This is a genomic window from Streptomyces sp. NPDC033270 (assembly GCF_055576575.1).
Genome location: NZ_JBVIRA010000005.1, coordinates 1 through 13,457, shown reverse-complemented (window position 1 = coordinate 13,457; position 13,457 = coordinate 1). Strand labels below are relative to the sequence as shown.

11 protein-coding genes and 1 tRNA gene are annotated in these 13,457 nt (G+C 69.8%); 9 read left to right on the top strand and 3 right to left on the bottom strand.

The window, feature by feature from the left end; genetic code table 11:
- Window positions 1-141 precede the first annotated feature (141 nt).
- Window positions 142-576, top strand: a complete 435-nt coding sequence (locus tag ACZ5XZ_RS09995; protein ID WP_468976027.1) for a MarR family winged helix-turn-helix transcriptional regulator — start codon at window positions 142-144, stop codon at window positions 574-576.
- Between the two features lie 65 nt (window positions 577-641).
- On the opposite strand, the gene ACZ5XZ_RS09990 is transcribed toward ACZ5XZ_RS09995, so the two are convergent.
- Complete coding sequence (locus ACZ5XZ_RS09990; protein ID WP_468976024.1) at window positions 642-1,004, bottom strand: winged helix-turn-helix transcriptional regulator; 363 nt, start codon at window positions 1,002-1,004, stop codon at window positions 642-644.
- Between the two features lie 126 nt (window positions 1,005-1,130).
- Between ACZ5XZ_RS09990 and ACZ5XZ_RS09985 the strand changes: the two genes are divergently transcribed.
- Window positions 1,131-1,781: an FMN-dependent NADH-azoreductase gene (locus ACZ5XZ_RS09985; RefSeq protein ID WP_468976021.1), complete on the top strand. Its 651-nt coding sequence runs from the start codon at window positions 1,131-1,133 to the stop codon at window positions 1,779-1,781.
- A 153-nt stretch (window positions 1,782-1,934) separates the two neighbouring features.
- Here the strand turns inward: ACZ5XZ_RS09985 and ACZ5XZ_RS09980 are convergent, their stop codons facing one another.
- On the bottom strand, window positions 1,935-3,161 hold the full coding sequence (locus ACZ5XZ_RS09980) for an MFS transporter (protein WP_468976018.1): 1,227 nt from the start codon (window positions 3,159-3,161) through the stop codon (window positions 1,935-1,937).
- A gap of 153 nt (window positions 3,162-3,314) precedes the next feature.
- On the opposite strand from ACZ5XZ_RS09980, the gene ACZ5XZ_RS09975 reads away from it, so the two are divergent.
- Entirely contained in the window at window positions 3,315-4,280 is a 966-nt protein-coding gene (locus ACZ5XZ_RS09975; RefSeq protein ID WP_468976016.1) for a LysR family transcriptional regulator, read from the top strand.
- A gap of 374 nt (window positions 4,281-4,654) precedes the next feature.
- On the opposite strand, the gene ACZ5XZ_RS09970 is transcribed toward ACZ5XZ_RS09975, so the two are convergent.
- Window positions 4,655-4,738 (bottom strand) — tRNA-Leu (locus ACZ5XZ_RS09970).
- Window positions 4,739-5,263: 525 nt separating this feature from the next.
- On the opposite strand from ACZ5XZ_RS09970, the gene ACZ5XZ_RS09965 reads away from it, so the two are divergent.
- From ACZ5XZ_RS09965 to pknB, 6 genes are all read left to right on the top strand, one after another.
- Window positions 5,264-6,082 carry an FhaA domain-containing protein gene (locus ACZ5XZ_RS09965; protein WP_468976013.1) on the top strand — a complete coding sequence of 273 codons (819 nt, stop codon included), beginning with the start codon at window positions 5,264-5,266 and terminating at the stop codon, window positions 6,080-6,082.
- Window positions 6,083-6,092: 10 nt separating this feature from the next.
- Window positions 6,093-6,620, top strand: a complete 528-nt coding sequence (locus tag ACZ5XZ_RS09960; protein ID WP_468976011.1) for an FHA domain-containing protein FhaB/FipA — start codon at window positions 6,093-6,095, stop codon at window positions 6,618-6,620.
- A gap of 132 nt (window positions 6,621-6,752) precedes the next feature.
- The gene (locus ACZ5XZ_RS09955) at window positions 6,753-8,306 is read left to right on the top strand and encodes a PP2C family protein-serine/threonine phosphatase (RefSeq protein ID WP_468976008.1); all 1,554 of its coding nucleotides are present in this window, start codon (window positions 6,753-6,755) and stop codon (window positions 8,304-8,306) included.
- 23 nt (window positions 8,307-8,329) lie between these two features.
- Window positions 8,330-9,712 carry an FtsW/RodA/SpoVE family cell cycle protein gene (locus ACZ5XZ_RS09950; protein ID WP_468976006.1) on the top strand — a complete coding sequence of 461 codons (1,383 nt, stop codon included), beginning with the start codon at window positions 8,330-8,332 and terminating at the stop codon, window positions 9,710-9,712.
- Window positions 9,709-11,178, top strand: a complete 1,470-nt coding sequence (locus ACZ5XZ_RS09945; protein ID WP_468976003.1) for a peptidoglycan D,D-transpeptidase FtsI family protein — start codon at window positions 9,709-9,711, stop codon at window positions 11,176-11,178. Before ACZ5XZ_RS09950 ends, ACZ5XZ_RS09945 begins: the two co-directional genes overlap by 4 nt.
- Window positions 11,179-11,323: 145 nt before the next feature.
- A complete protein-coding gene (gene pknB / locus ACZ5XZ_RS09940; RefSeq protein ID WP_468976001.1) occupies window positions 11,324-13,312 on the top strand; it encodes a Stk1 family PASTA domain-containing Ser/Thr kinase in 1,989 nt (662 codons plus the stop codon).
- Window positions 13,313-13,457 lie beyond the last annotated feature (145 nt).

The following is a 13,457-nucleotide window of genomic DNA, read 5'->3' as shown; positions in this document are numbered from 1 at the left end:
GCTCGTCGGCTCGGCTGTCGCCACTAGATGTCCGCCGTCGCCCCCAGTGGCGCCGTCGTCACCGGCTACCGACCCATCTAGTTGGCAAATACAACTCTCAATTACGTTGTACTATACAACCACCTCTAGGAAAGGCAAACCGTGCCCCACCGCGATGACTCCGTCGAGACCATCCAGCAGGAGATGACCGCGTTCGCCCGACGAGCCCGCGCGACCGCCGCCCGGATGCACCCCGAGCTGTCACTGGTCTCCTACACCCTGCTGGCACACCTCGACGACCAGCACGGATGCCGCGCCACGGACCTCGCGGCGCACTACTTCCTGGACAAGTCCACGGTCAGCCGGCAGATCGCCGCACTGGAGAAACTCGGCTTCGTCGAGCGCCGCGTCGACCCGGACGACCAGCGCGTCCAGGTGCTCCACCCCACCGAGAAGGGCGCCCAGGTGCTCGCCAACGTCACCGCCAGCCGCCGCCAGGCGTTCCATCAGCGGCTGGCCGACTGGGACGAGGCCGACCTCGACCGCTTCGCGACGTACCTGCGGCGCTACAACGCCGCGCAGGAGCAGCTCGGGTAGGACCCCGGAAGCCGGGCAGCCCTCTCACCCCGGGGCGGCGTCGCCCACCCGCTCCCTCCGTCCGGCTACTTCCGGAACCGCTCCGGACACCGCCCCCCGTCGGCGAGGTACGTCTCCGCCCAGCGCCCCAGCTCCTTCAGCGCGGGCTCCATCGCCAGACCGGCCTCCGTCAGCCGGTACGAGACGCGCAGCGGCGGTCCCGCGTCCACCTCGCGAACCAGCAGACCGGTCGCCGCCAGCTCCATGAGGCGGTCGGAGAGCATCCGCTCACTGATCCCGGGGATGGCCCGCCGCAGGTCGGCGAAGTGCACCGGGCCCGGCATCAGAGTGGCGACGATCAGCCCCGTCCAGCGCTTCCCGAACAGCTCGAAGACGCGCGCCATGCCGTCGTCGACCTGCCTGCACATCGCCTCGCCGTGGTCCGCCATACACCCAGAGTACCGCCTTCCCGTTTGCTGCTGCAGAAAAGTAAGCTCCTGTGTTATTACTAGGGACGTACGGAATTCAACCAGCGGCCGCGCCCCGTCCGGCCGCGAACCGAAGGACCGATTCCCATGGCCACGCTTCTGCTCATCGACTCCTCCCTCTTCCCCGAGGGCGGCTCCGCCTCCCGCTCCGTCACCGCGGCCTTCCGCAAGGCCTGGGAGGAGCAGCACCCCGACGGCACGGTCATCCACCGCGACCTGGCCATCGACCCGCTGCCGCACCTCGACGGCGTCGCCGCCTCCGCCGCCTTCTCCGACCCGGCCACCCACACCCCCGAGCAGCAGGCCGCCTTCGCGCTGCGGGTCGAGCTCATCGAGGAGCTGGAGAAGGCCGACGCGGTCGTGATCGCCGCACCGATGTACAACTTCACGATCCCCTCGACGCTCAAGGCGTGGCTCGACCAGGTGATCATCATGGGCCGCACGGCGGGCGAGACGCCGTCCGCCAAGGGCACCCCGGTCACCGTCGTGGCCAGCCGCGGCGGTTCGTACGCACCGGGCACGCCCCGAGAGTCCTTCGAGTACGTCCAGAACTACCTTGAGGCCGTCCTGAACGGCGGCATGGGCCTCGACGTCGACTTCATCGTCCCCGAGCTCACCATGGCCCCCCGCAACCCGGCGATGGCCGACCTGGTGCCCCTGTACGAGACCTCCCGGGACAAGGCCCACCAGGACGCGGCCGCCAAGGCCAAGGCCCTGGCCGAGCGCCTCGCCGCCTGAGACCCACCACCCGCGCCCGCCCCGGGGGCACCGGCCACACCGCCCCACCTGGCCAACGCCCTCGGGCCCGCGCCCACTTCCTCTGCCGCACCACCCGCCCACGGGGCCCGAGGCAGATACCCAACAGCCGCTCCCCTCCGCCCCCCGCCCCACCTACTTCCCCGGCTCCCTCCCCAACCCCACCGTCACCAGCGCCCCCACCGCCAGCACACCGCCCATCCACATCACTCCCACCACGCCCCAGCCGTCCGCGGCCCGGCCCCCGAGGAGGGCGCCCAGCGCGATGGCCCCGTTGAACACCGCCACGAACAGCGCGGACGCCGCCTCCCGGGCCCCCGGCGCGGCGGCCATCAGCCAGGTCTGGGTGCTGACGGACACACCCCCGTAGGCCAGACCCCATACGGCCACCAGGACGGCCGCTCCCGGCACCCCGGCGCCGCGCCCCAGCAGGGGCACCAGCAGCACCGCGCCCGCGAGCACCCCGCAGATCGCCAGCAGCCCCGCCCGGGGTGCGCGCGCCGCACCGGCGCCGGCGGCGAAGTTGCCCGCCAGGCCCGCCAGACCGAAGGCCAGCAGCAGCGTGCCGATCTGGTCCGCCTGCGCACCGGCCACCTGCTCCAGGACCGGCCGCACATAGGTGTACGCCGCGAAGTGGCCCGTCACCAGGAGCGCCACCAGCAGCAGCCCGGTTCGCACAGAAGCGCCGCGCAACAGCCGGAGCACGCCGTCCAGCCGGACCGCCCGGTCCTCCGGCAGCGGCGGCAGCAGTACGGCCAGGGCGACCGCCACCGCGCCGCAGACCACGGACATCGCCACGAACGCGCTGCGCCAGCCGCCCAGTTCACCCAGGAACGTGCCGGCCGGCACCCCCAGCACCGACGCCGCCGCGACCCCGCTGAAGATCAGGGAGGTGGCCGCCGGGACCCGTCTGCCGCGCACCAGCCGCACCGCGAGCCCCGCGGCGATCGCCCACACCCCGCCCATCCCCAGCCCCACCAGCACCCGTGCCGCCAGCAGCACCACGGCATTCGGCGCATACGCCGCGGCCAGGTTCGCCACCGCCAGCGTGCCCATCAGGGCGGCCAGCACCGCCCGCCGGTCCCGCCGCCCCAAAAGCAACGTCAGCACCGGCGCGGCCACCGCCGCGACCAGGCCCGTCACGGTCAGGGTCAGCCCCGCCGTGCCGTCCGAGACACGCAGCTCCCGGCCGATCGGTGTCAGCAGCCCCACCGGCAGCATCTCCGACGTCACCACGGTGAACGTCGCCGCCGCCAGCGCCCCCACCGCCGGCCAGCCACCGCCCCGTACTCCCGCCAACTCCCCCGACTGTCCACCTGGTTCACGTCCGCGGACCGCCGTCCCACCCTCACCGTTCGTCATGTCCCCAGCCAACGCCCGCACCCGCCGGGGAACAACGGCCAACTCCTCACCCTTCTATGAGCAGGACGGATCGATCCGCCTACGAGCAGGACGCATCGATCCCTAGGGCCATGCCACCGGCCACCACCTCACGAACGACCCACGAAGGACCCCATGCGCGGCAGCGGCCCATCGGCCACGACCACCACCGCCCACCGCCCCGCCCCCGGGCTCGAACTCCGCGAGCTGGAGTGCTTCCTCGTCCTGTCCGAGGAGCTGCACTTCGGCCGCACCGCCGAGCGGCTGTATGTGTCGCAGAGCCGCGTCAGCCAGCTCCTGCGGGCCCTGGAGTCCCGGATCGGCGCCCGCCTGGTGGACCGCACCAGTCGACGGGTCCACCTGACTCCGCTCGGCGAGGAGTTCCGTATGTCGCTGCGCCCCGCCTACGACGCACTGCGCGCCACTGTGGAGCGTGCCCGCAGCGCCGCCCGCGGGATCGAGGGCCGGCTGACGATCGGCTTCCAGGGCACCGCGGACGACCGCATCATGCGGGCCATCGACGCCTTCCACCGCCGTCACCCGGCCTGCGCCACCCAGATCGTCGAGATCCCGCTCTGCGACCCCTTCGGCGCGCTGCGCAGCGGCACCGTCGACGTCGCCGTCACGCTGCTGCCCATGGCCGAGCCCGATCTCACCCTCGGCCCGGTCTTCTCCGCCCAGCAGCAGACCCTCGCGGTGTCCGTACGCCACGCGCTGGCGGCCCGCGCCACGATCACCGCCGAGGATCTCGCCGGCGTCGCCCTGATCTCCCCGAGCGACCCGGCGCCCTCCTACTGGCGCGCGGCCCACGCCCCGGCCGCCACCCCTCAGGGCCGCCCGATACCCGCCGGCCCCAGGGTCAGCACCCTGCAGGAGGGCCTCACCCTCACCGCGGCCGACCGCGGCGGGATGCTGCTGTGCCGCCCCACCGCCGACTACCACGGCCGCCGCGACATCGCCTTCGTCCCCGTCACCGGCCTGCCGGACTCCGTCCTGGGGCTCGTCCACCACACCGAGCGGGAAACGGCCCGCGTCCGCGCCTTCCGCACGGCCGTAACCGAGATCGCGAAGCCGGCAGAGAGCATCACAAAGGCCACGTAGGCAAGGAAGGTGACAGAGGAAACAAAGACGGGGTGGCCCCCTAGGAAGAAGGAATGAACGAAAGGAGTGAAAGGTATGAATTAGACAAAGTAGGCAGCTGGCGAGAAGAAAGATGAACCACGCAAAGAGAAGGAACCGCACAGAAAAAGGCCAACACCCCGCGAAAGCGATGTAACCCTCAAGCGCCCCGCCCGAGCGCCCCAGCCCGCCCACACCCGCTCGCGCCCACCCGCGCCCACCCGCGCCCTGCCCGGACTCGGCCCGTCCCCGCCCCGCCCCGCCCCGCCAAAGCCCGTGACATACCCAACAGCGTGACGAAGACAACAAGAAACCCCCGGTCTCCGGATTTCTCCGGAGACCGGGGGTCTCATCTGTGCGCGAGGGGGGAGTTGAACCCCCACGCCCTTTCGGGCACTGGAACCTGAATCCAGCGCGTCTGCCTATTCCGCCACCCGCGCATGGGTGCTGTCGTTTGATTCTCTCACGTGATCCGGGGTGTTCCGTCCGGGTCTTGTGCGAGCGCCTTCCGACATCCAGAACATTAGCACGCTGGCAGGGGTGGGTTCACATGCGTTTCCTCCGGGCACCCGGGCCGGGGTGGCACCCTGCTCGCCTCGGGCATTCGCCGAGTGCCACCCCGAGGGGTCACACTCGCGGTAGCCGCAACCGGAACGCGTCCCACCCGGGCCACCCCGGAGGCGGCCGGAACGGCCCGTGCCGCACGGGGTCCGGCTCCGGCCCCCGCCCGGCAGGGGTGGTCGGCGGTTGCGGGACACTGTCTTCGGGGCACATCTACGATCGCAGTGCACAAGCAGTGGGCAAGGAGCAAGCAAGCACCGGGCAACCCTGTGAGGGGCGACACTCGTCCTCAAGGCGGGAAAGGGGAACCAGCCGATTTCCCGACGCGTGGATACGATCAGTAAGCAGTATCAGGACGACCCGATCAGGACGACCCCGACGAAGGCTGAGGAAGGAGGTGCCCCGTGGGAGTACTGAAGCGTTTCGAGCAGCGTCTCGAAGGTCTCGTCAACGGCACCTTCGCCAAGGTGTTCAAGTCAGAGGTGCAGCCCGTTGAGATCGCCGGCGCCCTGCAGCGCGAGTGCGACAACAACGCCACCATCTGGAACCGCGACCGCACCGTCGTCCCCAACGACTTCATCGTGGAGCTGAGCGCGCCGGACTACGAGCGCCTCAGCCCCTACTCCGGCCAGCTCGGCGACGAGCTCGCCGGCATGGTCCGCGACTACGCCAAGCAGCAGCGCTACACCTTCATGGGGCCGATCAAGGTCCATCTGGAGAAGGCCGACGATCTCGACACCGGCCTGTACCGCGTCCGCAGCCGTACGCTCGCCTCCAGCTCGTCCCAGGACCAGCCGAGCCCGGCGGCGGCCCATCGTGCCCCCGCGGTGCCCCGCGGCGGCCATGTGAGCCCGCCTCCCATGCCCGCGTCCCCGCCTCCCGGCGGCGCACAGCCCGTACCCCGTACGGCACCGCCCGGTGCAGGACCGCAGCCCTACGCACAGACCAGGCGCTGGATCGAGATCAACGGCACCCGCCACCAGATCTCGCGCCCCACTCTCGTGCTGGGCCGCAGCACCGACGCTGACGTACGGATCGACGACCCGGGTGTCTCCCGGCGTCACTGTGAGATCCGGGTCGGAACGCCCCCCACGATCCAGGATCTGGGTTCCACGAACGGCATCGTGGTAGACGGGCAGCACACCACTCGCGCTAATCTCCGCGACGGCTCGCGGATTGTCGTGGGCAGTACCACCATCGTTTACCGGCAAGCCGAAGGGTGAAGCGGGGGCAATGTCAGAGCTGACCCTCACGGTCATGCGGTTGGGTTTCCTCGCCGTACTGTGGCTGTTCGTCATCGTGGCCGTACAGGTCATCCGCAGCGATCTGTTCGGCACGCGCGTCACACAGCGCGGTGCCGCCCGGCGCGGCGGGCCGGATGCGCGTACGCAGCGCCAGGCTGCCGCGCCCCCGCAGCAGCCGCGCCGCCAGGAAGGCGGCCGCGGAAACAACCGCCAGCGCCGCGGAGCCCCCACGAAGCTGGTGGTCTCCGAAGGCTCGCTGACCGGCACCACCGTCGCCCTCCAAGGCCAGACGATCTCCCTGGGCCGTGCGCACGACTCCACGATCGTGCTGGACGACGACTACGCGTCCAGCAGGCATGCCAGGATCTACCCGGACCGTGACGGCCAGTGGATCGTCGAGGACCTCGGTTCCACCAACGGCACGTACCTGGACCGGACCCGACTGACGACCCCGACACCGATTCCGCTGGGAGCCCCGATCCGCATCGGCAAGACCGTCATCGAGCTGCGGAAGTAGTACGACAATGAGCGAGCGCAGCGAGCGAGCCGCGGCGGTCCACTCGGCGGACCCGGGCGTGCTCCCGACCGGAGGGTGGGCAGTGTGGCTCGACGAGACCGGCTGTACCCCGAGCCGACGGGTGAGGTGCGCATGAGTCTGTCACTGCGCTTCGCCGCCGGATCGCACAAGGGCATGATCCGCGAGGGCAACGAAGACTCCGGCTACGCCGGGCCGCGCCTGCTCGCCATCGCCGACGGCATGGGCGGCCAGGCCGCCGGCGAGGTCGCCTCCTCCGAGGTGATCTCCACGCTCGTCCAGCTCGACGACGACGTTCCGGGCTCGGACCTGCTGACGTCGCTCGGCAGCGCCGTGCAGCGCGCCAACGACCAGCTGCGGGTGATGGTCGAGGAGGACCCCCAGCTGGAGGGCATGGGCACGACCCTGACCGCCCTGCTGTGGACCGGGCAGCGGCTCGGGCTCGTCCACGTCGGCGACTCCCGCGCGTATCTGCTGCGCGACGGCGTGCTGACCCAGATCACCCAGGACCACACCTGGGTGCAGCGGCTAGTCGACGAGGGCCGGATCACCGAGGAAGAGGCCACCACCCATCCGCAGCGTTCGCTGCTGATGCGGGCGCTGGGCAGCGGCGATCACGTCGAGCCGGACCTGTCGATCCGCGAGGTGCGGGCCGGCGACCGGTATCTGATCTGCTCGGACGGGCTGTCCGGCGTCGTCAGCCACCAGACGCTGGAAGAGACCCTCGCCAGCTACCACGGGCCGCACGAGACGGTGCAGGAGCTGATCCAGCTCGCGCTGCGCGGCGGCGGCCCCGACAACATCACCTGCATCGTCGCCGACGTCCTGGACGTGGACGGCAACGAGTCGATGGCCGGGCAGCTCAACGACACCCCGGTGATCGTGGGCGCCGTCGCGGAGAACCAGCACCAGCTGAGCGACCCCAGCACGATGCAGACGCCCGCCGCCCGGGCCGCCGAGCTCGGCCGGCCCGGAGGCCAGCCGGCCGCCCCCGGAGGCGCCTTCGGCCCGCCCGGAAGCGGTGGCCCCGAGGTCGGCGGTCCGCCGCAGGGCTCCTTCGGCGCGTTCATGGACGAGGACTTCGTCAAGCCCAAGCGCGGCAGATGGATCAAGCGGTCCCTGTTCATCGCGCTCGCCCTGGCCGTCGTCGGCGGCGGTCTGTACGCGGGCTACCGCTGGACGCAGACCCAGTACTTCGTCGGCACCAAGAACGGCCACGTCGCGCTCTACCGGGGTATCAGCCAGGACCTCGCGTGGATCAAGCTCAACGACGTGGACGAGGACCACCCCGAGATCGAACTCAAGTACCTGCCGCTGTACCAGCGCAACCAGGTCAGGGAGACCATCCCGGTCGACAGCCGTTCCCAGGCCGCCGCGAAGGTCACCGAGCTGAGCAAGCAGGCCAACGCCTGCCGCGGCAAGGAGCAGCGGGAGGCCGCCGAGCGCGAGGCGGCCCGCAACAAGGGCAAGGGTCAGACGGGCACGCCCGCCAAGCCCGGGACGCCCACCAAGCCGGGGACGCCGACGGCCAAGCCCGGTTCCACCGACAAGGCGGGCGCGGCCGGTACCCTCGCGGCGACCGTGACCCCGACTCCCACACCCACTCCCAGCCAGGCCCCCTCCGAGGAGCAGCTGAAGCTGGAAAAGAATTGCAGCACCCAGCAGTGAGGGCGTAGGGGGCCGGACATCTCATGAGCAGTACCACCAACACCACCACCATCGGCACCATCGGAGCCCCGAGCCGCCGCAACACCGAGCTGGCCATGCTGGTCTTCGCGGTGCTGATTCCCGTGTTCGCGTACATCAACGTCGGACTGGCGAAGGACGGTACGGTGCCGGCCGGCGTGCTGGGCTACGGCCTGGGCCTCGGTCTGCTGGCGGGCGTCACCCACCTCGTCGTCCGCAAGTGGGCGCCGTACGCCGACCCGCTGATGCTGCCCATCGCCACCCTGCTCAACGGCCTGGGGCTGGTCTTCATCTGGCGGCTCGACCAGGAGCCCTCGCTGGGCAAGGCGATGGCGCCCAACCAGCTGATGTGGTCCACCCTCGGGGTGGCGCTGTTCCTCGGCATCCTGATCTTCCTCAAGGACCACCGCGTCCTGCAGCGCTACACCTACATCTCGATGGTGGTCGCGCTGGTGCTGCTGGTCGCGCCGATGTTCTTCCCCGGCGTGAACGGCGCGAAGATCTGGATCACGATCCCCGGCCTCGGCTCGCTGCAGCCCGGCGAGTTCGCGAAGATCATCATCGCGATCTTCTTCGCCGGCTACCTGATGGTGAAGCGGGACGCACTGGCGCTGGCCAGCCGCCGCTTCATGGGGCTCTACCTCCCGCGCGGCCGCGACCTCGGCCCGATCCTGGTCATCTGGGCGCTGAGCCTGATGATCCTGGTCTTCGAGACCGACCTGGGTACCTCGCTGCTGTTCTTCGGCCTGTTCGTCGTGATGCTGTACGTCGCGACCGAGCGGACCAGCTGGATCGTGTTCGGCCTGCTGCTCAGCGCCGGCGGCGCGGTCGCGGTGGCGTCGTTCGAGTCGCACGTCCAGACGCGTGTGCACAACTGGCTCAACCCGCTGGAGCTGCTCAACGGCGGTGTCACCGAGACCGCACAGGCCATGTACTCCTTCGGCTCCGGCGGCATCCTGGGCTCCGGCCTGGGGCAGGGCTACTCCCGCCTGATCCTGGGCATCGCGCCGAAGAGCGACTACATCCTCGCCACCGTCGGCGAGGAGGTCGGGCTGGCCGGGCTGATGGCCATCCTGCTGCTGTACGGCCTGCTGATCGAGCGCGGTATCCGTACCGCGCTGGCCGCCCGCGACCCGTTCGGCAAGCTGCTGGCCGTCGGCCTCTCCGGCGCGTTCGCGCTGCAGGTCTTTGTCGTCGCCGGTGGTGTGACGGGCCTGATCCCGCTGACGGGTATGACGATGCCGTTCCTCGCCCAGGGTGGCTCCTCCGTGATCGCCAACTGGGCGCTGGTGGGGATCCTGCTGCGGATCAGCGACACCGCGCGCCGCCCGGCACCGGCCCCCGCCCCGTCCACCGACGCCGAGATGACCCAGGTGGTCCGCCCGTGAACAAGCCTCTGCGCCGGGTCGCGATCTTCTGCGGCCTGCTCGTCCTCGCCCTGCTCGTCCGCGTCAACTGGGTGCAGTTCGTCAAGGGCGACGAGCTCAAGAACGATCCGCACAACCGGCGGGTGGCCATCGAGCGCTACAGCACGCCGCGCGGCAACATCATCGTCGACGGCAAGGCGGTCACCGGCTCCACGACCACCGACAGCGGTGACTTCAAGTACAAGCGCACGTACAAGAACGGCAAGATGTGGGCGCCGGTCACCGGCTACGCCTCGCAGGCCTTCGACGCCAACCAGCTCGAAAAGCTCAACGACGGCATCCTCACCGGCACCGACGACAGGCTCTTCTTCAGCCGCACGGTCGACATGTTCACCGGCAGCAAGCAGAAGGGCGGTGACGTGGTGACCACCCTGAACGCCAAGGCGCAGAAGGCGGCCTTCGCCGGCCTGGGCGACCAGAAGGGCGCGGTCGCCGCGATCAACCCGGAGACCGGCGCGATCCTGGCGCTGGCCAGCACCCCGTCGTACGACCCGTCCACCTTCGCCGGGATGAGCGACAAGGACGCCAAGGCCTACCTCGGGCTGCAGAAGAAGAACAACGCCGACGAGCCGATGCTCAACCGGGCGCTGCGCCAGACCTACCCGCCGGGCTCGACCTTCAAGGTCGTCACGGCCGCGGCGGCCCTGGAGAACGGCCTGTACACCGACGTCGACGCCAAGACCGATTCGCCGCTGCCCTACACGCTGCCCGACACGGCCGGCCTCCAGCTGAAGAACGAGGGCAACATCCCCTGCGAGAACGCCAGCCTGCGGGAGGCGCTGCGGGTGTCCTGCAACACGGTGTTCGGCAAGATCAGCGCGGATCTCGGCAACAAGAAGATGAAGGCCGAGGCGGAGAAGTTCGGCTTCAACAACGCGAAGATCGACACTCCGGTCCGCGCCGCGGAGAGCATCTTCCCCACGGACAACCGGCCGCAGAACGCCATGGCGGGCATCGGCCAGGCCTCCAACCGCGCCACCCCGCTGCAGATGGCCATGGTCGCCTCGGCGGTCGCCAACGGCGGCAAGCTGATGAAGCCGTACATGGTCGAGCAGCTGGTCGCGCCGAACCTCAACGTGGTCCAGCAGCACACGCCGCAGGAGATGAACCGGCCGCTCTCGCCGGAGAACGCGCAGAAGATCCAGAGCATCATGGAGACCGTGGTCAAGGAGGGCACGGGAACCAACGCCCAGATCCCGGACGTCACAGTCGGCGGTAAGACCGGTACGGCGCAGCACGGCGAGAACAACAAGGACAACCCGTACGCCTGGTTCATCTCCTACGCGAAGACCGACAAGGGCACCCCCGTCGCGGTCGCCGTCGTCATCGAGGGATCCGACACCCTCCGCGACGACATCGCCGGTGGCAAGCTCGCCGCGCCGGTCGCGAAGCGCGTCATGGAGGCGGTACTCGAAGGCGAGAAGTGACTCGGGTCATGCCCATACCGGTCATATATCAGGTTGCGGCTCTGACCCGATCCGAAGTGGCGTGCCGGGTACGGTAGCCCGGACAGCACACCGCCGGACCACACACCGGTGCGGTCGGGACTGACGGAGAGGGCTGGAGAAGCTTATGGAAGAGCCGCGTCGCCTCGGCGGCCGGTACGAGCTGGGCTCGGTGCTCGGCCGCGGTGGCATGGCCGAGGTGTACCTCGCGCATGACACCCGCCTGGGCCGCACCGTGGCTGTGAAGACGCTGCGGGTGGATCTCGCTCGTGACCCGTCCTTCCAGGCCCGGTTCCGCCGTGAGGCCCAGTCGGCCGCCTCGCTGAACCATCCGTCGATCGTCGCGGTCTACGACACCGGCGAGGACTATGTCGACGGGGTCTCGATCCCGTACATCGTCATGGAGTACGTGGACGGCTCCACCCTGCGTGAGCTGCTGCACTCCGGGCGGAAGCTGCTGCCCGAGCGTTCGCTGGAGATGACCACCGGTGTCCTCCAGGCGCTGGAGTACTCCCACCGGGCCGGCATCGTCCACCGCGACATCAAGCCGGCCAACGTCATGCTGACGCGCACCGGCCAGGTCAAGGTCATGGACTTCGGTATCGCCCGTGCGATGGGCGATGCCGGGATGACGATGACGCAGACCGCGGCGGTCATCGGCACCGCGCAGTACCTCTCGCCCGAGCAGGCCAAGGGCGAGCAGGTCGACGCCCGCTCCGACCTGTACTCCACCGGCTGTCTGCTCTACGAGCTGCTCACGGTCCGGCCGCCGTTCATCGGCGACTCGCCGGTCGCGGTGGCCTACCAGCATGTCCGCGAGGAGCCGCAGAAGCCGAGCAACTTCGACCCCGAAATCACGCCGGAGATGGACGCCATCGTCCTGAAGGCGCTGGTCAAGGACCCGGACTACCGCTATCAGTCGGCCGACGAGATGCGCGCCGACATCGAGGCGGCGCTGGAGGGCCAGCCGGTCGCGGCGACCTCCGCCATGGGCGCGGCCGGCTACGACCAGGACCAGCCGACCACGATGCTGCGTCCGCAGGATCCGGCGGGTCAGACCTCCATGCTCCCGCCGATGAGCCCGGACGACGGCGGCTACGGCTATGAGGAGCGTGGCGACCGGCGACGCGGCGGCGGCCAGAAGAAGAGCCACACCTCGACGATCCTGCTGGTGCTCGCGGCGGTGCTCGTCCTGGTCGGTGCGATCTTCATCGGCAAGGCGATGTTCAAGAGCGGCAACCAGAGCACCCAGACGACGGTGCCCAACCTCGTCGGGAAGTCCCTGTCGGACGCCAAGGACTTCGGGGTCAACGGCGGCTTCAAGGTCGCCCTGGGCGGCCGCAAGGCCTGCGACAACGTCAAGAAGGGCCAGGTCACCGAGCAGTCGCCGACCGCGGGCGGCGACATCGGCAAGGGCGAGACGGTCACGGTCACCTTGTGCTCGGGGGGTGTGAAGGTCACCGTTCCCGACGTGACGGGCTACACGTTCGCCAAGGCCAGCTCGATGCTCACCAGCAAGGGCTTCAAGGACGTCACGCAGGAGACGAAGGTCACCGACGAGGGTAAGCCGGGCACCGTCATCGACCAGGACCCCGATCCTCAGACCGAGGCCTCCAAGAACGCGAAGATCACGCTGTTCGTCGCCCAGGCGAGCCCGAAGACGAGGGTCCCGCCGGTCGTGGGGCAGGACGCCGCGGCGGCCGAGAAGCAGCTGACCGATCTGGGCTTCACCGTCAGCAAGTCCGAGCAGGAGACCCCCGACCCGAACCAGGTCGGCAAGGTGCTCACGCAGACGCCTGACGGAGGCACCGACGCCAAGAACGGCTCCACGGTCACCCTCACGATCGGCAAGGCAGCGGCGCAGACGCCCATGCCGGACGTTCGGGGCAAGAAGCTCAAGGAAGCCAAGCAGGCGCTGCAGCAGGCCGGATTCACCAACATCCAGTTCGCTCCGGGCAGTTCACAGGACGACAACGCCCGTGTGATCTCCCAGGACCCGCAGCCGCAGACGCCGTCCGACCCCAAGTCCGCCGCCGTGACGCTGACCACCGTCGGTGGTGGCGGTGACGGCGGCGACGACGGTGGCGGCTTCTTCGGCGGACCGTTCGGCGGCTGACAGCCGGCGTCCGTGAAGTGACAGCACAGTGGAGCCCCGGCAGCCCTTGGCTTAGGTTCTAGTGGTCGTTGCAACACCCCAGCACAAGGGGTGCGATGGACTTCGAGATCCGGCAGAAACGGACGGTCGCTCAGGGGCCCAAGAG